This window comes from Streptomyces parvus (genome assembly GCF_032121415.1).
Classification (GTDB): domain Bacteria; phylum Actinomycetota; class Actinomycetes; order Streptomycetales; family Streptomycetaceae; genus Streptomyces; species Streptomyces globisporus_A.
The window spans coordinates 324,672-343,056 of the sequence record NZ_CP135079.1 but is presented as its reverse complement, the minus strand read 5'-3'; the positions used below and the strand labels follow the sequence as shown (position 1 = coordinate 343,056).

The window sequence follows — 18,385 nt, the reverse complement described above, 5'->3', positions numbered from 1 at the left end:
TCCCCTGTGCGATTGAGGTGGAGCGGCTGATAGGGGGCGGAGGATGAGGAGTACGCGGGCTCCGAGCCGTTCGCGTACCGGCTGCCTCGGCGTCCGGCTGGGCTGTGCCCGCGCTCACGTCATGGAGACGACGACTTTCCCAGCCTTCGCGCGGCCCTTCTCGACGTACTCCATGGCCCGGAGGGTTTCGTCGAACGGGAAGACGCGGTCGACGACGGGACGCACCTTCCCGGCGTCGATGAGGGGGGTGAGTTCGCGCAGCTGGTCGCCGCTGGCCTTCATGAACAGGAACGAGTACGTCACGCCGCGGCGCTTCGCGTCGCGCCGGGTCGTGAAGCCGATGGCGGTCATGGCCAGGCGGAGGAACGGGTTCAGCCCTAGTTCACGGGCGAAGGCCGGGTCGGGCGGGCCCGCGACGCTGATGGCCGTGCCGCCGGGCTTGAGGACGCGCAGGGACTTGGCGAGGTTCTCTCCGCCGAGACTGTCGATGACGACGTCGTAGCCGTCGAGGACCTCTTCGAAGTCCTGAGTGCGGTAGTCGACGACGACGTCCGCGCCGAGGTCCTCGGCCAGGTCGACCTTGGCGGTACTCACGGTGGTGGCCACCTGGGCGCCCAGCGCCTTGGCCAGCTGGACGGCGATGGAGCCGAGGCCGCCCGCGCCCGCGTGGATGAGGACCTTCTGACCCGGCTGGACGTGGGCCCGCTCGACCAGTGCCTGCCATGCGGTCAGCGCGACCAGGGGGAGGGAGGCGGCCTCGGTCATGGTGAGCGTGGCCGGCTTGGGTGCCAGGTCGTCCTGATGGACTGCGATGAGTTCGGCGAAGGTGCCGATACGGTCCTTGCCGGGCCGGGCGTAGACCTCGTCGCCCACCGCGAAGCGGGTGACGGACGGGCCGGCCCGGACGACCGTCCCGGCGAGGTCGTTGCCCAGAACGAGGGGGAGGCGGTAGGTCAGGAACGCCTTGAAGTCCCCGTTGCGGATCCTGAGGTCCAGCGGGTTGACGCCCGCCGCGTGGATCTTGACGAGGACGTCGTCGGCGCCCACCCGGGGGTCAGGTAGCTCGGCGGCGCGCATCCCGGCTGGGCCGCCGTACTTCTCGACCACGAAGGCCTTCATCGTCGTCTCCGTTCCGTGTCCCGTCCGTGAGGGCGAGGGTCGTCGTTCGGTCCGGGAATCCCCCAGTCAGGCCGGCCTCCACGGAGGCGACCGTGTGACGCATGAGACGTCCCTGTCAGAGAAGCGCCGAGGTGGCCGCGTCCGAGGTGGGCGTCAGCCCGCGTTCTGCTGGGGTGCCGCGGACAGGCTCTGCTTGACGTACCGGCTGGTCTCGTCGGCGAGGATCTCGGGCAGGCCGGTCGCGATGCCGTGCAGGGCCTGGGCCGCGACGTCGGCGGCGGCGACCTTCTGGTCGGCGGGTACGTCTGCGGCCATGTCGGTGTCCATGTAACCGACGTGCAGAGCGGAGACGGCGATCCCGCGCGGTGCCAGCTCTTCACGGGTCGCGTCGCTCAGCGCCCAGGCGGCGGCCTTGGAAGCCGCGTAGGAGCCGACACCGGCCGGGTGGAACCAGGACAGGGCGGACAGGACGTTGAGTACGGCGCCGCCGCCGTTGCCCTCGATGACGGGGGCGAAGGCCCGTGTGGCGGCGAGCGGGCCGAAGAAGTTCGTCTCCATCTCGCGACGTACCTCGTCCAGGTCGCCGCCGATCAGCGTCGCCCCGGTGGAGATGCCGGCGTTGTTGATCAGCAGCGTCGCGTCGGAGGCGGTGCGGGCGGCCTCCCGTATCGACTCCTGGTCCGTGACGTCGAGGCGCAGCGGGGTGACGCCCGGCAGGTCGACCGTCTCGGGACGGCGGGCCGCCGCGTAGACCTTCGCGCCCTGCTCGACGAGCTGGGCTGCGAGATGCCGCCCGAGCCCCCGGTTGGCGCCGGTGACGACCGCGACCGTGTTCTTGAGTTCCATGCTCGCTCCTGTCCTGGTGGGCGCCGTCGGCCGCCCGCAGCAAATTAGATTATGTATGCAATCTAAACATGGGTCTACGATAGATGCCAGCCGACATCCGAACGGGAGGTGGCCATGGGCCGCGTATCGCAGGCGCAGGCGGAGGAAAACCGCAGGCGGGTGGTGGATACCGCCTCCCGGCTGTTCCGGGAGCAGGGCACGCAGGTCAGCGTCGCCGACCTGATGAAGGCGGCCGGTCTGACCCACGGCGGCTTCTACAAGCAGTTCGCCTCCAAGGAGGCACTCGTCGACGAGGCCACCGCCCACGCCTTCGCCGAGCTCACCCAGCGCCACAGCGCCGGGCTGGAGCAGCACGAAGGGCAGCGCGAGGCCGCCCAGCAGGCGCTGATCGACACCTACCTCTCCGTCGAACACCGCGACGCCCCGGCACAGGGCTGCCCGGTCGCGGCGCTCGCCACCGATATCGCGCGCGACGGCGGGGGGCACGAGGCTCGCCGCGTCTACGCCGAGGGGGTGGCCGACTTCGCCGATTTCCTCGCCACCGACGGCCAGGACGGCATTGCCCGCCTCTGCACCCTGTTCGGTGCGCTGGTCCTGTCCCGGGCCACCAGCGGCTCCCCGCTCTCCGAAGAGATCCTCGACGCCGCGCGCGCGGCCTTGACGGAAGCAGGCTGATCGAGGGCGCGGTGCGGGCGCACATGGACTGTGCTCATGGGCGGTGAGGCATCTGCGGCCGGACGAGGTGTACGCCGCCCCCTGCGGAAGCGTGTGCCGGGCGGCGGGCCGGGTCCTCGCGAGCTGTTCGACGGCCGCCGGTTTCACCCGCGAAGAGGCCGACCACCCGGCGAGATCGCCCGAGGCGACGAAGCGCTGCCGGGGCCTCTCGTTCGGCTCCGAACGAGAGGCCCCGGCGGGGAGTTACTGGCGGATCGTCACCGGTTCGATCTCCGCGTTGTTGTGCCGGCGGGCCCAGTTCTCCAGGGCGACCCGGCAGGCGTGGTCGAGGTGGCGCAGTCCGGTGAGGTCCAGCTCTATGGGCTGGTCCTGCGGGAGCTTCTCCAACTGCTCCAGGATGCGGGGCAGTCGGAGGAAGGTGGCGTTCCCCGTGAGGGTCACCACGACCCGGCCGCCGGTGAGCTCATGGGTGGTGAGCTGGACGTGCGAGGTCTCCCAGGCCGACTTGACCACCGCCAGCAGCAGGCCGAGGACGACCCCCTCGAAGAGGTTGGTCACCACGACGGCGATCGCCGTGACCGCCAACAGGACGGCCTCCCCGCGGTGTTCGCGCCAGAGCGGGCCGAACTCCTTGGCCGGCACCAGCTTGCACCCGGCGTGCACGAGGACACCGGCGAGCGCGGCCAGGGGGATCATCCCGACGGCGGCGGGCAGGAGCGCGGCGAAGAGCAGCAGCCACAGACCGTGCGCGACCCGGGAGAGCGCGGTGGTCGCCCCGGCCTGGACGTTGGCGGCGCTGCGGACGATGACCGCGGTCATCGGCAGGGCGCCGAGCGCCCCGCAGATGGTGTTGCCGACGCCCTGGGCCACCAGTTCCTTGTCGTAGTCGGTACGGGGGCCGTCGTGCATCCGGTCGATGGCCGCCGCGCTGAACAGGCTCTCGGCCGAGGCGATGAGGGCGAAGGCCAGGACGGTGCCGATGACCGCCACATCGGCGAGCCGGGAGAACTCCGCCCCGCCGGGCAGATCGATGGCGTGCAGCAGCCCGTTGACATCGGCCACCGCGGGCCGCAGCCCCGCCAGTGAGGCGACGGCGGTGGCCAGGGCGACCGCGGCGAGCGGCGCGGGGACGATCCGGGCCCGGGCCGGCAGCTTCGGCCACAGCAGCAGCACTGCGACCGTTCCGGCGCCGAGCCCGAAGGCGGTCAGGGCCTCCTGATCGGTGACGATGTCGATGGCGAGCTGGGGGAGCCCGGCCAGTTTGGCGAGACCACTGCCCGGCTGTTCGAGGTCGGCCATGGCGTACACCTGGCCCAGCACGATGATCAGGCCGATGCCGGCGAGCATGCCCTGCACCACGGAGACGGAGATGGCGCGGAACCAGCGGCCGAAGCGCGCGACGCCCAGGACGACCTGGAGCAGTCCGGCCGCCAGCACGATCGGGCCGAGCGTGCTCAGGCCGAATTCCCTGACGGCTTCGAAGACGAGGACGGTGAGTCCGGCGGCGGGGCCGCTGACCTGGAGTTTGCTTCCGGGGAGGAGGCCGACGACGAGTCCGCCGACGATGCCGGTGACCAGGCCCAGTTCGGCCGGGACTCCGGAGGCGACGGCGACGCCGACGCACAGCGGCAGCGCGACCAGGAAGACGACGAGTGACGCCAGCAGGTCACGGCGTACGACGTGGGGTTTCTTGAGGTCCTTCGCGGAAATCACGATGGCTTCCCTTGTGGGTACGGTCGCGCCCGGCCGGGGCCGAGCGCGGGGACGTGGGGGGAGGGAGAGCCGTCAAAGGCGGGCGAACTCGGTGCCGCGCTCGGGTCGGTGCACGCTGACGGAGCCGGTGTGCACTTCGTAGTACCAGGCGTGCAGGCCGAGGGAGCCCTCGGCCAGCCGCTCGCGCACCGCGGGGTAGCCCCGCAGGGTGTCGAGCTGGGCGAGGGCGTGGGCCTGGACCGCGCCGGGGAGGTCCCCGGCGTCGGCGGGGGGTGTACGGCCGTCCGTGGAGTGCTCCAGCCAGTGGCGGACGGCCGGCATGGCGGAGAGGTCGTCGCCGCGGAGGATCGCGCCCACCGCGCCGCAGTGGGAGTGCCCGCAGACGATGATGTCGCGCACCTGGAGCATGCGCAGCGCGTACTCGATGGTGGCGGCCTCACCGGTGGGCCGGTCCTGGCCCGGATAGGGCGGGACGATATTGCCCGCGGTACGGAGTTCGAAGAGCTGACCCGGGCGGGCGCCGGTGATCAGCGAGGGAACGACACGCGAGTCCGAGCACGTGACGAAGAGTGCTTCGGGGGTCTGGCCGTCCGCGAGACGTTCGAAGTCCTTTGCGTTCGCGGCGACATGCTCGGTGAATGTCCGGGCGTGTTCTACGAGAGATTGCATGGTGGCCTGCCTCCTGCATCCGGCGGTGCCGGGGAGCGGTGTGGTCGGGTCATATCGACGAATGCGCTAGTTGTATCCGTATACCTGTTCGGAGGGGGCGAGGGGTTCCTCACCTTGAGGTTTGCCGGAGGGCAGCCGTCGTGAGGCTCGCTCCGGCCACTCCGTACGGATACGACTACAGCTGAGCATATAGACCGGAACTTTGCTATCGCATTACCTTCTCGTGAAGGAACGTAAATGCGCCACCCAAGTCATTCATTCGGCTTGTTCTTTGTGATAGCCAATGAGTGGAGAGTTCCAAGAGGTATGCCTGAGACGTCAGATGCGCCGGCCGTGCACGAAGACATGGGGCTCGGGTGCGCCCGCCGGGTGGTCCGGGGTGAACAGCGCGCTGTGCGTCCACTCCACGGCGACCCCCGCCCGAGCGATCAGGGCGGTGAACTCCTCGGCGGCGAAGCTGGAGACCCGGACCGGCTGCCCCATGAACACCGAGTCGACCCCCGCGACGTCCACCGGCACCGTCGCGGCGACCAGCAGTCCGCCGGGCCGCAGCGACCGCACGAGCCGCTCCAGCAGCTCGGCCTGCTCGCCGCGCTCCAGCTGCAGCAGCGAGAAGTACACGCAGACCGCGTCGAACTCGCCCTTCGCCAGTGGGAGATCACGGATGTCGGCGCACCGGAACTCGGCACCCGGAACCTGCCGGGCCGCGAGCGCGGTCATCACCGGCGACACATCGACGCCCAGCACCCGGTGCCCCGCCTCCGCCAGGGTCTTCGCTGCCGGCCGGCCCGTACCGCTGCCCACGTCCAGCACCCGGCTGCCCGGGGCGAGGTCCGCCAGCAGCCGCTCCAGCGAATCCCGGTGAGCGGCCGAAGCGGCGAAGGCCCGTTCGTACTCCGCGCCCAGCGCGTCGAACACGGCCGCGGCCGGACTCCCGTGACCCTCGTCCGCACGTCCCTGGCTGTCACCCATCGAGGCGGTCCTTCCGTGGTCCGGCGGCCGGCCGGGAGCCACATGTGCCCGGCCGCTGTGAGCGTCCCCCGGCGAGCACCTGAGTATGCCGGTCCTCCGCTCCTGAGTACCTTCCCCGATGCTCGGGTTCCCGGGCCGCTGTTCGATGGCCGTATGACCTCCGAAGCGCCGCGCCGCCCCCGTATAGAGCACGTCACCACCGCCGGCTCCGCCCTGGCCGTCACGCTGCTCCCGCTGGTGGTCGGCGTGCTGCTGGCCAAGACCATGGCGGCGGACCCGATGACCTCGGTGAACGCCCTCGTCACCAACGGGCACCGCCCGCGGGTGTCGCCGAAGGAATGGCGCCGGTGCGGCGGCCACGCCCTGCGGAGGCTGCGGACCGCCGAGCGGCCTTCCTTCGCCCGCATCGGCACGCGCTGACACCCTCCGGCCGGTGGGGTCCGGCCGGAGGGCGTCGGTACGAGCGTGGGTACGGGGGCGAGCGCGGGCCCGGCCCCGGGCCCCGGCTCAGCCGACCGGCTGGGCCGGTCGCTCCCCGTCCGAGGACGGGCGCTCGAACTGGGTGCGGTACAGCTCCTCGTACCGTCCGCCGGCGGCCAGCAGTTCCGTGTGCGTGCCGCTCTCGACGACCCGGCCCGCCTCCAGCACCAGGATCCGGTCGGCCGCCCGTACGGTCGAGAGCCGGTGGGCGATCACCAGTGCGGTGCGGCCCGACAGCGCCTCGGCCAGCGCCTCCTGGACGGCCGCCTCCGAAGTGGAGTCGAGGTGCGCGGTCGCCTCGTCGAGGATCACGACCCGCTGACGGGCCAGCAGCAGCCGGGCGATGGTGAGGCGTTGGCGCTCCCCGCCGGAGAGCCGGTAGCCGCGCTCGCCGACCACGGTGTCGAGCCCGTCGGGCAGCGAGGCGATCAGGCCGTCCAGCCGGGAGCGGCGCAGGGCGTCCCAGATCTCGTCCTCGGAGGCGCCGGGCCGGGCGATCAGCAGGTTGGCCCGCACCGACTCGTGGAAGAGATGCCCGTCCTGGGTGACCATGCCGAGGGTGTCCCGGATCGAGTCGGCGCTCAGGTCGCGTACGTCGACACCGTTCAGCCGTACGGAACCGGCGTCCGCGTCGTACAGCCGGGGCAGCAATTGCGCGATCGTCGACTTGCCCGCGCCCGAGGAGCCCACCAGGGCGATCGTCTGGCCCGGTTCGGCCCGGAAGGAGACCTGGTGCAGGACCGGCGTGCCGCCCCGGTCGTCGAGCGTGGCGACCTCCTCCAGCGAGGCCAGGGAGACCTTCTCGGCGGTGGGGTAGCCGAAGGACACCTCGTCGAACTCCACGGAGACCGGGCCGGCGGGCACCCGGCGGGCATCCGGTTTCTGCTCGATCAGCGGCTTCAGGTCCAGGATCTCGAAGACCCGCTCGAAGCTGACGAGCGCGCTCATCACCTCGACCCGGGCCCCGGCGAGGGCGGTGAGCGGCGCGTAGAGCCGGGTCAGCAGCAGCGCGAGCGCCACCACGGCCCCCGGCTCCAGGCTGCCGCGCAGGGCGTAGAAGCCGCCGAGGCCGTAGACCAGGGCAAGCGCCAGGGCGGAGACGAGCGTGAGGGCGGTGATGAACGCCGACTGGACCATCGCCGTACGGACGCCGATGTCCCGCACCCGGTCGGCGCGGGCGGCGAACTCGGCCGACTCGTCCGAGGGGCGGCCGAAGAGCTTGACGAGGGTCGCGCCGGGGGCGGAGAACCGTTCGGTCATCTGGGTGCCCATCGCGGCGTTGTGGTCGGCCGCCTCCCGCTGGAGTCCGGCCATCCGGGCTCCCATCCGGCGGGCCGGTACGACGAACACCGGGAGCAGCACCAGCGAGAGGAGGGTGATCTGCCAGGAGATCGTGAGCATCACCGCGAGCGTCAACAGCAGGGTGACGAGGTTGGAGACGACGCCGGAGAGCGTGTTGCTGAACGCCCGCTGCGCGCCGATCACGTCGTTGTTGAGCCGGCTGACCAGGGCGCCGGTCCGGGTCCGGGTGAAGAAGGCCACCGGCATCTTCTGCACATGGTCGAAGACGGCGGTGCGCAGGTCCAGGATCAGGCCCTCGCCCAGCGTCGCCGACAGCCAGCGGGTGAGCAGGCCGAGACCGGCCTCGACGACGGCGATGAGCGCGATGAGCAGGGCGAGCCGGGTGACCGTGCCGGTGTCCTCACCGTTCACGATCGCGTCGACGACCTTCCCGGCCAGCAGCGGAGTGGCCACCGCGAGCAGTGCGGTCAGGACGCTCAGCAGCAGGAAGCGGTGGATCCGGCGTCGGTGGGGCCCGGCGAAGAGCATGATGCGGCGCAAGGACGCCCGGGAGAAGGGCCGGCGGTCCTGCTGGGCGTTCATCGCGCTGTGCAGCGAATGCCACGCCGTGACTTCCATGTCCATGGGGGCGCTCCGAAATCGATGGCCCCCGGATCGCCCGACGGCCTGCGGATCCCCGTGGGCCGTGCGGCCCCGGGGTCACTGAGAACGCTAAAACCTGAAGATTGCTTGAGGTCAAGGCCGATGGGCGTGCCGGGAGCGCGGGTGCGAGCCTGGCGGGGACGGCCTCGACGAGCGGATGAGGAGAAGCGGCGTGCGTATCGATCTGACGGGCAGGAACGCGGTGGTGACCGGGTCCTCGCAGGGCATCGGCCTCGCCATCGCCACCGGGCTGGCCGGGGCGGGCGCCGGGGTCGTCCTCACCGGGCGGACCCAGGGGCGGCTGGACGAGGCGGCGCGGTCGGTGCGTGCCGCGGTGCCGGGCGCCTCCGTGGCCACCGTGGCCTGCGACCTGACCACCGAGGAGGGAGCCGAGCTGCTGTACGCGGCCGTGCCCGCGGCCGACGTCCTCGTCAACAACCTCGGCATCTTCGGATCCCGGCCACCGCTGGAGATCACGGACGCGGAGTGGAAGACCTACTTCGACACGAACGTGCTCAGCGCCGTGCGCCTCGTCCGCCACTACCTTCCCGGGATGACCGGGCAGGGCTGGGGCCGGGTGCTGAACATCGCCAGCGACTCCGCGATCGTGATCCCCGCCGAGATGATCCACTACGGCATGTCGAAGACCGCGCTGCTCGCCGTCTCCCGGGGCTTCGCCAAGGAGGCCGCGGGCACCGGCGTGACGGTGAACTCCGTGATCGCCGGACCCACGCACACCGGCGGCGTGGAGGACTTCGTGTACGAGCTGGTCGACAAGGAGCTGCCCTGGGACGAGGCGCAGCGGGAGTTCAGGCGGCTGCACCGGCCGCAGTCCCTGCTCCAGAGGCTCATCGAGCCCGAGGAGATCGCGAACCTGGTCGTCTACCTCAGCTCCGCGCAGGCCTCGGCGACGACCGGGGCGGCGGTCCGGGTCGACGGCGGCTACGTGGACTCGATCCTGCCCTGACCGGGGTGGCCGGGCGCACCTCGGCCGGTCGGAGCGGTCATGCGGGGCTGGCATGATCGAGGGATGAACGAGAGCATCATCGCCGCGTGTGACGGGGCGTCGAAGGGGAATCCCGGGCCGGCCGCCTGGGCGTGGGTCGTCGCCGACGCGCAGGGCGAACCCGTGCGCTGGGAAGCCGGTCCGCTGGGCACCGCGACCAACAACGTCGCCGAGCTGACGGCCCTGGCGCAGCTGCTGGAGTCCACCGACCCGGCGGTACCCGTCGAGGTGCGGATGGACTCGCAGTACGCCATGAACGCGGTGACCAAGTGGCTGCCGGGCTGGAAGCGCAACGGCTGGAAGACCTCCGGCGGCAAGCCCGTCGCCAACCGCGAGCTGGTCACGCGGATCGACGCCCTGCTCACCGACCGCTCGGTGGCGTTCCGCTACGTTCCCGCCCACCAGGTGGACGGCGACCCGCTCAACGCGATCGCCGACCAGGCGGCCAGCGAGGTCGCGGTCACCCAGCTTCCGGCCGGTACGGCGCACGGTGCGACGGCCCTGCCGGTGCCCGCGCCCGCGCGGTCCACGAAGGGCCGTGCGGAAGCGGCCGGGGCGTCGAGCGGCGGCTCGCGCGGCGCGAAGGGGAGGAGCGCCGGGGGCGCGTCCCGGAGTGGGCGGTCCACCGGCACGATCAAGGCGCGCTTCGCGGGCCGGTGCCACTGCGGCAAGCCGTACGCGGCCCAGGAGCCGATCGCGAAGAACCCGAACGGCTGGGGTCACCCGGAGTGCCGTACGGCTCCCGCCTGACGAGGAGGGGAGGGGTCTAGAGGTCGGCCCAGACGAGCCGGCCCGCCAGTGCGGCGCGGGTGCCCCAGCGGGCCGCCAGCGCGTCGACGAGCAGAAGCCCCCTGCCGTCCTCGCTGAGACGGTCGAGCGCGTCGTCGGCCTCCAGATCGCCGGCCGTCGGCGCCTCGCCGACGGGAAGGCCCGCCGAGTCGGCCGGGGAGGCCGGGGCCGGGATCCGGGCCCGGCCGCGGTTCCACACGCAGATGCGCACGCCCTGGGTGGAGCGCAGGAGCCGACAGCGGATCCGCCGGGTGCTGGTGTGCTGCACCGCGTTGGTGACCAGTTCGGTCACTATCAGAGCCGCCGCCTCGATCCGTTCGGCCGGTTCGCCCCAGGCCCGCATGGCCTCCTGGACCCGGTGCCGGGCCTCCGGCACACCCCCGGGCAATCGGGGGACCCACCAGCTGTGTGCACCTCGGACACCTCCGTCATCGGGGGCACGCTCCGCGCAACTGACTATTTCCGACATGTATGCACTCTCGACGCAAAACGCATACTTTGCAAGCGACAGAGTGTGTAATGCTCCGCCACGGGGCTCGACGAAGAAGGTATGCGCATGCGAGCCCGGTCCGGCCCCACGGTGGAACACCGCGTCCTCGCGGTCCGACTCCGCATGCTGCGGGAACGCGCGGGTGTCAGCCTGCGGGCCGCCGCCGAGGCGCTGGACGCCCACCCCGCCACCGTACGGCGTATCGAACGCGCGGAGACCGGACTGGATGCCCGACAGGTCGGCGAACTGCTGCGCTGCTACGGCGTGCCGCCCGCCGTGGCCGAACCCATCATGGCCGGGCTCGCGGCCGCGAACCTGCCCGGCTGGTGGCACCGCTGGCGGGACGCGATGGAGACCTGGCAGCAGGAGGTCATCGGCGTGGAGTCCTCGGCGAGCCTCGTGCGGACCTGGCACCCGGCGCTCGTGCCCGAACTGCTGCGCACCCCCGCGTACGCCGCCGCTCTCTACCGCACCCAGTACCCCGGGGACAGCCCCGCCCGCCGCGAACGCCGGGTCGAGCTGCTGCGCGAGCGCCGTCGCCGGCTGTGCGAGCGCGGGGCCGCCCTGTGGGCCCTGTTCCCGGCCGCGGCCCTCCATACGCGGGTCGGCGACCGGGAGACCATGGAGGGGCAGCGGGCCGCGCTGGCCGAGGCCGTGCGGGAGCAGCACGTCACCGTCCAGGTGGTGCCCCTGGACCACCCGCCGCACCCCCTGACCGGCGTACCGCCCCTGCACATCCTCCGGGTGCCCGCACCCGAGATCGGGGACCAGGCGGTGCTGGAGACCCCGGGCGTGCGGGTCGACCTCATCGACGATCCCGAGGCCGTGATGGCCCACCGCATCCGGCTCGACGCCGCGTGCGCCGCCGCGCCCGGCCCGGGGACCCCGCTTCCGGAGTGACCGCGTCCGCTGCCGGGATGCGGCGGGACCCGACCCCGTACAGCGTGGGGGAGTGGTGCAGTCGCGCAGGGCCAAGTGGATCCCGTTGGGGGTCATCGTGCTGGGCGTCGTGCTGGACCTGGTGACCCCGACGGATGTCACCTCGGCGCCCCTGCTGATGGCCGCCCCGGTCGCCGCCGCGCCGCTGCTGAGCCTGCGCGGCATCATCGCGATCGGGGCCCTCGCCATGGCCGTCCACGCGGTCCTCGCCTGGTACGACGGCACCTTCGGCTGGCAGCGCGGCGTCGCCGACCAGCTCACCCTTCTGGCCGTAACCGTGCTGGCCGTCCTCATCAACCGCTCCCTGGAGGGCCGGGACGCCCAGGCCCGGCGCGCCCGCCATATCGCCGCCGTGGCCCAGAGCGCCGTCCTGCCCCGTCCCCCTTCACGCCTCGGGGAGCTCAGGATCGCCGCCCGGTACGTGCCCGCCGAGAACGAGGCCATGATCGGCGGCGACCTCTACGTCGTCCAGGACACCCCGCACGGGGTGCGCGTGATGGTCGGGGACGTCCGGGGCAAGGGCCTGGGCGCGGTGAGCGCGGTCTGCGCGGACCTGGGGGCCTTCCGGTACGCGGCGGACGAGGCGGAGGACCTGCCCGGCCTGGTCGCCGCGCTGGAGCGGGCCCTCCTGCGCGAGGGCGGCAGGCGCGGCGGCCAGGAGCAGGAGGAGGGGTTCACCACCGCGCTGATCGCCGAGTTCGCCGACGACCTCGGCGCCGTACGGGTCGTCAACCGGGGTCATCCACCGCCGGTGCTCCTGGACGCCCAGGGCCGGGCCACCGTCCTCGAACCCTCCGAGGAGGCGCCCCCGCTCGGTATGAGCGGCCTGGGGGCCTGGTCGTGCCCGGTCGACACGTTCCCGTTTCCGCCCGGGGCCACCCTCATCTGCTATACGGACGGGGTCACCGAGGCCCGCGACGAATCCGGGGTCTTCTACGACGCGTCCGTCCGGCTGCCCTTCCTCGTCCACCACCGCGCGCTGGTCGGCTACCCGGCCTCCCCGGCACAGATCCTCCATCTGCTGATCGAGGACGTCGGCCAGCACACCGGGGGCCGGATCCAGGACGATCAGGCCCTCCTCGCCCTCCACCGCCCCCCGGTCCCCCCGCACGCGTAGCGGGCCCTACGCGCTCCTGCGGCCGGTTCTGTCCGCCGATACGTGTTTGAGGCGTCGATCGTCGGTCACCCGCACGGAAGACACATACGGCAACCGACTGACGACATCACGACATTCGGGAGTGAGCAGAGTTGAGCAGCACGGAGAACTGGCGCCTGCACGCCGCCTGCCGCGAGGAGGACCCGGACCTGTTCTTCCCCATCGGGAGTACCGGACCCGCGGTCGTCCAGACCGAGGAGGCCAAGGCCGTCTGCCGGACCTGTCCCGTCCAGGCCGCCTGCCTGGAGTGGGCCCTGGAGAACGGACAGGACTCGGGTATCTGGGGCGGCCTGTCCGAGAACGAGCGACGCGCCCTGAAGCGCCGCAGCCGCAGGCGCGCGGAGGCCCGGGGACGCGGGGCCTGACCCGTACGCCGCACAGTGCCGCCGCCCGGAGCGGTGTTCGTGATCCGGGAACGAGTGGGTACACGATGAGCCATGGACACCACCGCTTGGCTCGTTCTCGGCGCCGTGGCCGCGCTCATCATGCTGGCCGTGGCCGTCGTGCTGCTGGTCCGCGTCTTCAGGGCCAGGAAGCTGCTGGTCGACGCCGGGATCCCGCTGCGCAGCAAGGCGCTCGTCTGGGCCGCCGTCATCTACACCGTGTCACCGGTCGACCTGCTGCCCGACCCCGTCTACCTCGACGACATCGGCTTCCTGCTGGTCGCCCTGCGCTCCCTGCGCGCGGCCGCGTCGGCCGCCGGAGTGCGTACGGGAACGGGTGCGCGGACGAAGACCCAGGCGCCCCCGGCGGAGCGCCGCCCCGACGCCGTGGGCTGAGGGGCGGGCGGACCGCCGCTCCTCACCGGCTCAGTCGAAGACGGGCGCGCCCGGCGGGGGTGTCTCCGCGCCGGGATCCCGCGGGGCCGCGGTGTCCGGGGCGGGCGGTTGCGGGGCCGACTGCGAGTCGGGCGAGCCCGGCGGGTCCTCCGGCGCGGGCTCGGTCCCCGGGTCGTCGGGCGGCGGCTCCGAGGTCGCCGGGGCGTCCGGCGGGGGCTCGGAGGTCGCCGGATCCTCACCGGGCCGCGACGCCGGATCGTCCGGCGCGGGCTCCGACGGGGTCGTTCCGGACGAGGCGGGGCAGGGGTCCGACCCGGGCGGGCAGGGGGACTCGGAGGCGTTCTTCGGCGGATCCGTCTTCTTGTCGCCGTCGCCCGTGTCGCCGGCCGGCCGCTTGAACCAGTCGCCGTTCTCCGGATCGACCATCACGAACTCCTTCACCGGCTTCTCGGCCGGCTCCACCACGACCACGCCGGACGCCCGGTAGCCCGGCCACGCCTTGCCCCTCTGCCGCGGGTCCTCCTGGGCGACGGGCGGCAGCAGCGGATTCCCGCACGCGCACCGCACCCTGGGGACGCCCCGGTCGTCGACGAGGACCGCCGTACCCGCCTGGAGCACGGCCTGATAGGCGTTGGCCTCGCCGTCCCGGTAGCCGTGGTTGGTGACGCGGGTGTCCATACGCAGCGTCACCGGGGTGAGCCCGCGCAGATAGCCGGGGACGGCAGACGGCTCGATGCCCTGGACCGAGGCGAACGCCCGGTTCTTGTCCGGCGCCGACTGCAACACCTTGACCTGCTGCTCCACATCGCAGCTCGCGATCTTCTGCGTGCCGCCGTACAGACCCGGGGCCGCGCCGTCCACGCCCCGCGTCACCTGCGCGCCGGTCTTCGACGGGCTCGGCGCGACGGAGGGGCTGGCGGTCCCGGGCGCGGCGGCGTCGTCGTTCGCCGTGGACTCCGTGAACGGATCCGCCCCGGACTCGCCCGCCGCCTGGAGGAAGACCTCGCCGCCCTCCTTCGACCCGCCGCCGCCCTCGGGCCGGGTCAGCACGACCACCAGGACCACCGCGGCCACCAGAGCCGTCGCGATCGCCGCGATCCGGGGCACCGAACGCCACCAGGGACGGTCGGGGCGGGGACCGGGGGCGGCACCCGAGCCGCCGCCCGGGCCGCCGGGACCACCACCGGAAGACCCGGGGCCGCCCCCACCGCCCCCGTCACCCGGTCCGCCCGAGCCACCGGGGCCGTTCGGCCCACCGTGGTCGCCGCCGCTGGGCGGGCCGGGCGGCGGGCCCGAAACGGTCGGAGGGGGCGGGGTGGGGCCGGAATCCGAGGGGCCCGAGAGCGGGCCGGACGGCGGTCCTGTGGGGCGGCCGGAAGGCGGCGGTTGGACACTCACGGGCTCTGCTCCCCGTTGTCGGTACCCGCCCCGGAGCCCCCGCCCGACCTCGATTCCGCACCGGGGCCAGAGAGTGACGATCCAGGGCATTTCGCCCCATTGTCTGCTCCGCCCCGGCGCTCCCCGCAAGCGGAGGAGGCAACCGTTTCCTCGGGGAGCGAAGCGTCCGGGCGCTGCTTAGCGTGGGGTCGTGAACGTCCGGGCGAGCAACGACGAGAACAGTGCACGCACCCCGCACGGCTGGCGCGACGCGCTCCTGGCGGTCCTCACCGGTGTGCTGGCCATGGTGGTGACCGCGGCGCTCGGCCTCTGGGCCGCCGGTGCGGCCGGGCTGCCCGGCGGCGCCTTCCCGGCCGTCGTCGCCGCGGTGGTGGTGATGGCGGCGGGCGGCTCCGTCGGGCTGTCCGGGGACGCCGGTTCCCTCGTGGGGACGCAGGCCGACCTTTCGGTCCTGCCGCTCTCGGTCACCCTCGCGGGCGCGCTCCTCGTCGCCCGGGGCTTCCTCCGTCCGCTGCACCACCGGGCCGTCGCCGGAGGCCGTGAACTGGCCGGCTGGGCGGGCCGCGTCGCCGCCCTGTGGATCGTCGCGCTGATCGTCCTCTCGCTGATCGGCCGGCACACCTTCACCCTCTCGGCCGAGGACCTCACCGGCAACGGGGGCGGGGACCTCCTCGGCGAGGACCCGAAGATCGGATTCCGGGCGGAGATCCCCCTCACCCTGGTCTTCGGGCTGCTGTGGCTGGCCGGGGTCCTCGTGCTGGCCCTGATCGTCTCGCGCCGCGCCCCGCTCCCCGCCCGGCTGCTGCGCTTCCAGGAAGCCGTACGCCCCGCTGCGTTCGCCATGGTCGTGCTGCTCCTCTCCTGCGTCGCGCTCGGTGTCCTCGCCGGAATCATCGTGATGATCACGCGCGGCCACCCCGCCGAAACCGCCGCGGTGCTCCTGCTCGGACTGCCCAACCTGGTCTGGCTCGCGCTCACCCTCGGCCTCGGCGCGTCCTGGGAGGGCAAGGTCGAAGGCCCCTTCGGGCTGCCCATGCCCCAGGTGCTGGACACCGTCCTGCGCACCCCCGACCTCTCCACCCTGAACCTGAGCACCCTCGCCGAACAGGACGGGCGCGTCCGATGGCTCGTGGTCGTCGTCGCCGTGCTGGTGCTGGCCGCCGCGTTCCTCATGGCGGCGAGGTCGCCCGCCCGGACGCGCCTGTGGCAGCACGCGGTCCACATGGCGGCGGCGCTCACCCTGACGGTGCTGTTCATCTGCCTCACCGCCCGGATATCCGCCCACTACGGGCTCTCCCTCCTGGGCCTGGGGGACCTGGGCGGGGGACTCGGCGGGGAGGTGTCGCTGCGCGCGAAACTGTGGACGGCGCTCGGGTTCACGGTGCTGTGGGGCCTGGTCACCGGCTTCGTGGGCGGTCTGGCGGCCACCCGGGTGCACCGGCGCGGTGAGGTCGTGGAACCGGGGCCAGGACCCGGCTCCGGCGCCTGAACAACCGGCGTGCGGTGTTGAGCCGGCCGTGCACCCCACCCCCGGAGGCGCCCCGTCTGTTCGCTCAGCCGGCCCCCGGAAACACCGGGGCGGCCCAGCGTGGCGGGGCGGGCGGTGGTTCGGGTGCGGCCGACCAGGAGCCGGCCGGTGCGTCCACCCGGGTCGACGGGTGCCCGCCGGGGCCGATGCCCGCCGCCGCGGCCCGCAGCGCGGCGACGAACCGCAGGCAGGTCTCGTAACGGTCCTCCGGGGACTTGGCGAGCGCCTTAGCCAGAACGCCGTCGACGGCGGCGGGCAGCCCGGGCCGGAGTACGCTCGGCGGGGCGGGCGGGTCGTACTGGTGGGCCCACAGCAGCGCCATGTCGTCGTCCCGCTGGAAGGGCGGGGCCCCGGTCAGGGTCTCCTGGACGACGCAGGCGAGGCTGTACACGTCGCACCGCCCGTCCACCGGCCGCCCGGAGATCTGTTCCGGCGCCACGTAGTCGAGGGTGCCGACGAACTGGCCGACCGTGGTGAACCCGGTCAGCGACAGCGACTTCTTCGTCAGCCCGAAGTCCGTCAGGTACACGTGCTCCGGGTGGTCGCTGTCGGTGCCCGCGGCCACCAGTATGTTGCCGGGCTTCACATCCCGGTGCACCAGGTCGTGGTCGTGGGCCGCGTCGAGCGCGGACGCGACCTGGGCGGCGATCCGGACGGCGGCCGTCAGGTCCAGCGGCCCGCGCCGGTCGATCAGGACGCGCAGATCCGCTCCCGCGACGAACCGCATGGCGATGTAGAGCAGCCCCTCCGTCTCGCCCGCCTCGAACACCGGCACGATGTGGGGGTGGTCGATCGCGGCAGCCACCCGCGACTCGTGCGTGAACCGCTGCCGGAAGGTGTCGTTACGGGCCAGCTCGGGGGCGAGCAGCTTCAGCGCGACGATCCGGTCAAGACGCAGATCCTTGGCGCGGTAGACGACGGCCATGCCGCCGCGGCCGATCTCGGCCTCCACGAGATAGCTCGCGATCCGCTTGCCGACGAGATCGTCCTCGCGCCCGGTGGGCACCCCGGCGTCGTGCGACGGGGGAGGCGGCGCCATCGCCCGTCACCGCCCCGCATCGCCCGACGCCCCGCCGCCGGACGGTTCATCGGGCCCGGCGACGGTGATCGCCCGGGTGGGCTCGGGGGCGACGAGGCGGGTGGGTTCGGAGTCGTCGGGGGTCACCACACGAGTGGGTTCGGGTCCCTCGGGCGGGACCACGCGCGTCGGTTCCGGGCCGTCAGAGGGGGCCACCCGTGTCGCCTCGGGCTCTTCGGGCGGGACCACACGAGTGGGCTCGGGGCCGTCAGGCGCAACCACCCGCGTCGGCTCCGGGCCCTCGCCGGCCGTTACGCGAAAGGGCTCCGGCGTCTCCGCCTCCCCGGACGCGGAGACCGGTGCCGCCGCCCCCGGGCCCGCCTCCGCCGCGTACGTGCTCAGCCGGGCCCCGTCGCAGAAGACCCACCGCTCGTGCTCGGCGTCGTACAGCCACACCGACTCCCCGTCCACCACCATCCCGACCCGCAGCCCCCGCGTCCGCTGCCGGAAGCCCTCCCCGTCGCTGCGGCCCTCGGCCAGGTCCTGGGCCGCCCGACGGTACCGGCTCAGCGACTCCTCCGCCCTGGCGAGCAGCGGTCGCGGATCCGCGGTGCGTGCCATCGGCGCCCCCGGTGCCGGGGGTTGCTGCGGTACGGAGACGAGGAGGCGGCCGTCGACCCAGGCCGACCAGCCGTTGGAGCAGGCGACGTACGCCCAGTCCCCGCGCCGGTCCCGCAGCTCCACCGGCAGCAGCGCGTCCAGCGGATCGGTGGGGCGGGCGGTGTCGGGGGACTCCCACGCGGGCAGCCCGTCCGGCGGAACGACGTGCGTCGGGCGGAATTCCGGGGTCGGGGTCGCCATGGA

Annotated in this window: 19 protein-coding genes; 9 read left to right on the top strand and 10 right to left on the bottom strand. The window is 73.0% G+C overall.

What is annotated here, in order from left to right; genetic code table 11:
• Window positions 1-114 precede the first annotated feature (114 nt).
• Together RNL97_RS02455 and RNL97_RS02450 are read right to left on the bottom strand one after the other, a co-directional pair.
• Complete coding sequence (locus RNL97_RS02455; RefSeq protein WP_243313132.1) at window positions 115-1,119, bottom strand: NADP-dependent oxidoreductase; 1,005 nt, start codon at window positions 1,117-1,119, stop codon at window positions 115-117.
• A gap of 153 nt (window positions 1,120-1,272) precedes the next feature.
• Complete coding sequence (locus tag RNL97_RS02450; protein ID WP_243313130.1) at window positions 1,273-1,965, bottom strand: SDR family oxidoreductase; 693 nt, start codon at window positions 1,963-1,965, stop codon at window positions 1,273-1,275.
• Between the two features lie 114 nt (window positions 1,966-2,079).
• Between RNL97_RS02450 and RNL97_RS02445 the strand changes: the two genes are divergently transcribed.
• A complete protein-coding gene (locus RNL97_RS02445; RefSeq protein WP_030587212.1) occupies window positions 2,080-2,640 on the top strand; it encodes a TetR/AcrR family transcriptional regulator in 561 nt (186 codons plus the stop codon).
• A gap of 243 nt (window positions 2,641-2,883) precedes the next feature.
• Here RNL97_RS02445 and RNL97_RS02440 read toward each other — a convergent pair whose 3' ends face one another.
• From RNL97_RS02440 to RNL97_RS02430, 3 genes are all read right to left on the bottom strand, one after another.
• Complete coding sequence (locus RNL97_RS02440) at window positions 2,884-4,353, bottom strand: SulP family inorganic anion transporter (protein WP_030587209.1); 1,470 nt, start codon at window positions 4,351-4,353, stop codon at window positions 2,884-2,886.
• 72 nt (window positions 4,354-4,425) lie between these two features.
• Window positions 4,426-5,022, bottom strand: a complete 597-nt coding sequence (locus RNL97_RS02435; RefSeq protein WP_030587206.1) for a carbonic anhydrase — start codon at window positions 5,020-5,022, stop codon at window positions 4,426-4,428.
• Between the two features lie 318 nt (window positions 5,023-5,340).
• Entirely contained in the window at window positions 5,341-5,994 is a 654-nt protein-coding gene (locus RNL97_RS02430; protein ID WP_030587203.1) for a class I SAM-dependent methyltransferase, read from the bottom strand.
• Window positions 5,995-6,147: 153 nt separating this feature from the next.
• Between RNL97_RS02430 and RNL97_RS02425 the strand changes: the two genes are divergently transcribed.
• Window positions 6,148-6,414, top strand: coding sequence for a hypothetical protein (locus RNL97_RS02425; protein ID WP_030587200.1), 267 nt, complete (start codon window positions 6,148-6,150; stop codon window positions 6,412-6,414).
• An 87-nt stretch (window positions 6,415-6,501) separates the two neighbouring features.
• Here RNL97_RS02425 and RNL97_RS02420 read toward each other — a convergent pair whose 3' ends face one another.
• Window positions 6,502-8,400, bottom strand: coding sequence for an ABC transporter ATP-binding protein (locus tag RNL97_RS02420; protein ID WP_030587198.1), 1,899 nt, complete (start codon window positions 8,398-8,400; stop codon window positions 6,502-6,504).
• A gap of 190 nt (window positions 8,401-8,590) precedes the next feature.
• Here RNL97_RS02420 and RNL97_RS02415 point away from each other — a divergent pair, with 190 nt between their 5' ends.
• Window positions 8,591-9,385: an SDR family NAD(P)-dependent oxidoreductase gene (locus tag RNL97_RS02415; protein WP_313750305.1), complete on the top strand. Its 795-nt coding sequence runs from the start codon at window positions 8,591-8,593 to the stop codon at window positions 9,383-9,385.
• 63 nt (window positions 9,386-9,448) lie between these two features.
• Complete coding sequence (locus tag RNL97_RS02410) at window positions 9,449-10,174, top strand: ribonuclease H family protein (RefSeq protein ID WP_243313128.1); 726 nt, start codon at window positions 9,449-9,451, stop codon at window positions 10,172-10,174.
• A gap of 16 nt (window positions 10,175-10,190) precedes the next feature.
• Here RNL97_RS02410 and RNL97_RS02405 read toward each other — a convergent pair whose 3' ends face one another.
• Window positions 10,191-10,556 carry an ATP-binding protein gene (locus tag RNL97_RS02405; RefSeq protein ID WP_030587190.1) on the bottom strand — a complete coding sequence of 122 codons (366 nt, stop codon included), beginning with the start codon at window positions 10,554-10,556 and terminating at the stop codon, window positions 10,191-10,193.
• Window positions 10,557-10,769: 213 nt separating this feature from the next.
• On the opposite strand from RNL97_RS02405, the gene RNL97_RS02400 reads away from it, so the two are divergent.
• The 4 genes from RNL97_RS02400 (at window position 10,770) to RNL97_RS02385 (ending at window position 13,577) form a co-directional block, all read left to right on the top strand.
• Window positions 10,770-11,603, top strand: coding sequence for a Scr1 family TA system antitoxin-like transcriptional regulator (locus tag RNL97_RS02400; RefSeq protein ID WP_030587187.1), 834 nt, complete (start codon window positions 10,770-10,772; stop codon window positions 11,601-11,603).
• A gap of 52 nt (window positions 11,604-11,655) precedes the next feature.
• Window positions 11,656-12,759, top strand: a complete 1,104-nt coding sequence (locus RNL97_RS02395; RefSeq protein ID WP_030587184.1) for a PP2C family protein-serine/threonine phosphatase — start codon at window positions 11,656-11,658, stop codon at window positions 12,757-12,759.
• Window positions 12,760-12,890: 131 nt separating this feature from the next.
• Window positions 12,891-13,163, top strand: coding sequence for a WhiB family transcriptional regulator (locus tag RNL97_RS02390; protein WP_030587181.1), 273 nt, complete (start codon window positions 12,891-12,893; stop codon window positions 13,161-13,163).
• A gap of 72 nt (window positions 13,164-13,235) precedes the next feature.
• Window positions 13,236-13,577 (top strand): DUF1232 domain-containing protein, encoded by a 342-nt coding sequence (locus RNL97_RS02385; RefSeq protein ID WP_030587179.1) that lies wholly within the window; start codon window positions 13,236-13,238, stop codon window positions 13,575-13,577.
• Window positions 13,578-13,607: 30 nt separating this feature from the next.
• On the opposite strand, the gene RNL97_RS02380 is transcribed toward RNL97_RS02385, so the two are convergent.
• Window positions 13,608-14,975 (bottom strand): DUF6777 domain-containing protein, encoded by a 1,368-nt coding sequence (locus RNL97_RS02380; RefSeq protein ID WP_030587177.1) that lies wholly within the window; start codon window positions 14,973-14,975, stop codon window positions 13,608-13,610.
• Between the two features lie 190 nt (window positions 14,976-15,165).
• Here RNL97_RS02380 and RNL97_RS02375 point away from each other — a divergent pair, with 190 nt between their 5' ends.
• Window positions 15,166-16,464: a streptophobe family protein gene (locus RNL97_RS02375; protein WP_313750304.1), complete on the top strand. Its 1,299-nt coding sequence runs from the start codon at window positions 15,166-15,168 to the stop codon at window positions 16,462-16,464.
• A gap of 64 nt (window positions 16,465-16,528) precedes the next feature.
• Here the strand turns inward: RNL97_RS02375 and RNL97_RS02370 are convergent, their stop codons facing one another.
• Both RNL97_RS02370 and RNL97_RS02365 read right to left on the bottom strand, forming a co-directional pair.
• On the bottom strand, window positions 16,529-17,542 hold the full coding sequence (locus RNL97_RS02370; RefSeq protein WP_243313123.1) for a serine/threonine-protein kinase: 1,014 nt from the start codon (window positions 17,540-17,542) through the stop codon (window positions 16,529-16,531).
• A 6-nt stretch (window positions 17,543-17,548) separates the two neighbouring features.
• Entirely contained in the window at window positions 17,549-18,382 is an 834-nt protein-coding gene (locus RNL97_RS02365; RefSeq protein WP_032766037.1) for a hypothetical protein, read from the bottom strand.
• Between the last annotated feature and the right edge of the window lie 3 nt (window positions 18,383-18,385).

Excerpts from the sequence above, each read along its gene's own strand:
- RNL97_RS02455 (WP_243313132.1), bottom strand. The coding sequence starts at position 1,119 with ATGAAGGCCTTCGTGGTCGAGAAGTACGGCGGCCCAGCCGGGATGCGC.
- RNL97_RS02450 (WP_243313130.1), bottom strand. The coding sequence starts at position 1,965 with ATGGAACTCAAGAACACGGTCGCGGTCGTCACCGGCGCCAACCGGGGG.
- RNL97_RS02445 (WP_030587212.1), top strand. The coding sequence starts at position 2,080 with ATGGGCCGCGTATCGCAGGCGCAGGCGGAGGAAAACCGCAGGCGGGTG.
- RNL97_RS02435 (WP_030587206.1), bottom strand. The coding sequence starts at position 5,022 with ATGCAATCTCTCGTAGAACACGCCCGGACATTCACCGAGCATGTCGCC.
- RNL97_RS02430 (WP_030587203.1), bottom strand. The coding sequence starts at position 5,994 with ATGGGTGACAGCCAGGGACGTGCGGACGAGGGTCACGGGAGTCCGGCC.
- RNL97_RS02425 (WP_030587200.1), top strand. The coding sequence starts at position 6,148 with ATGACCTCCGAAGCGCCGCGCCGCCCCCGTATAGAGCACGTCACCACC.
- RNL97_RS02420 (WP_030587198.1), bottom strand. The coding sequence starts at position 8,400 with ATGGACATGGAAGTCACGGCGTGGCATTCGCTGCACAGCGCGATGAAC.
- RNL97_RS02410 (WP_243313128.1), top strand. The coding sequence starts at position 9,449 with ATGAACGAGAGCATCATCGCCGCGTGTGACGGGGCGTCGAAGGGGAAT.
- RNL97_RS02405 (WP_030587190.1), bottom strand. The coding sequence starts at position 10,556 with ATGCGGGCCTGGGGCGAACCGGCCGAACGGATCGAGGCGGCGGCTCTG.
- RNL97_RS02400 (WP_030587187.1), top strand. The coding sequence starts at position 10,770 with ATGCGAGCCCGGTCCGGCCCCACGGTGGAACACCGCGTCCTCGCGGTC.
- RNL97_RS02385 (WP_030587179.1), top strand. The coding sequence starts at position 13,236 with ATGGACACCACCGCTTGGCTCGTTCTCGGCGCCGTGGCCGCGCTCATC.
- RNL97_RS02370 (WP_243313123.1), bottom strand. The coding sequence starts at position 17,542 with ATGGCGCCGCCTCCCCCGTCGCACGACGCCGGGGTGCCCACCGGGCGC.
- RNL97_RS02365 (WP_032766037.1), bottom strand. The coding sequence starts at position 18,382 with ATGGCGACCCCGACCCCGGAATTCCGCCCGACGCACGTCGTTCCGCCG.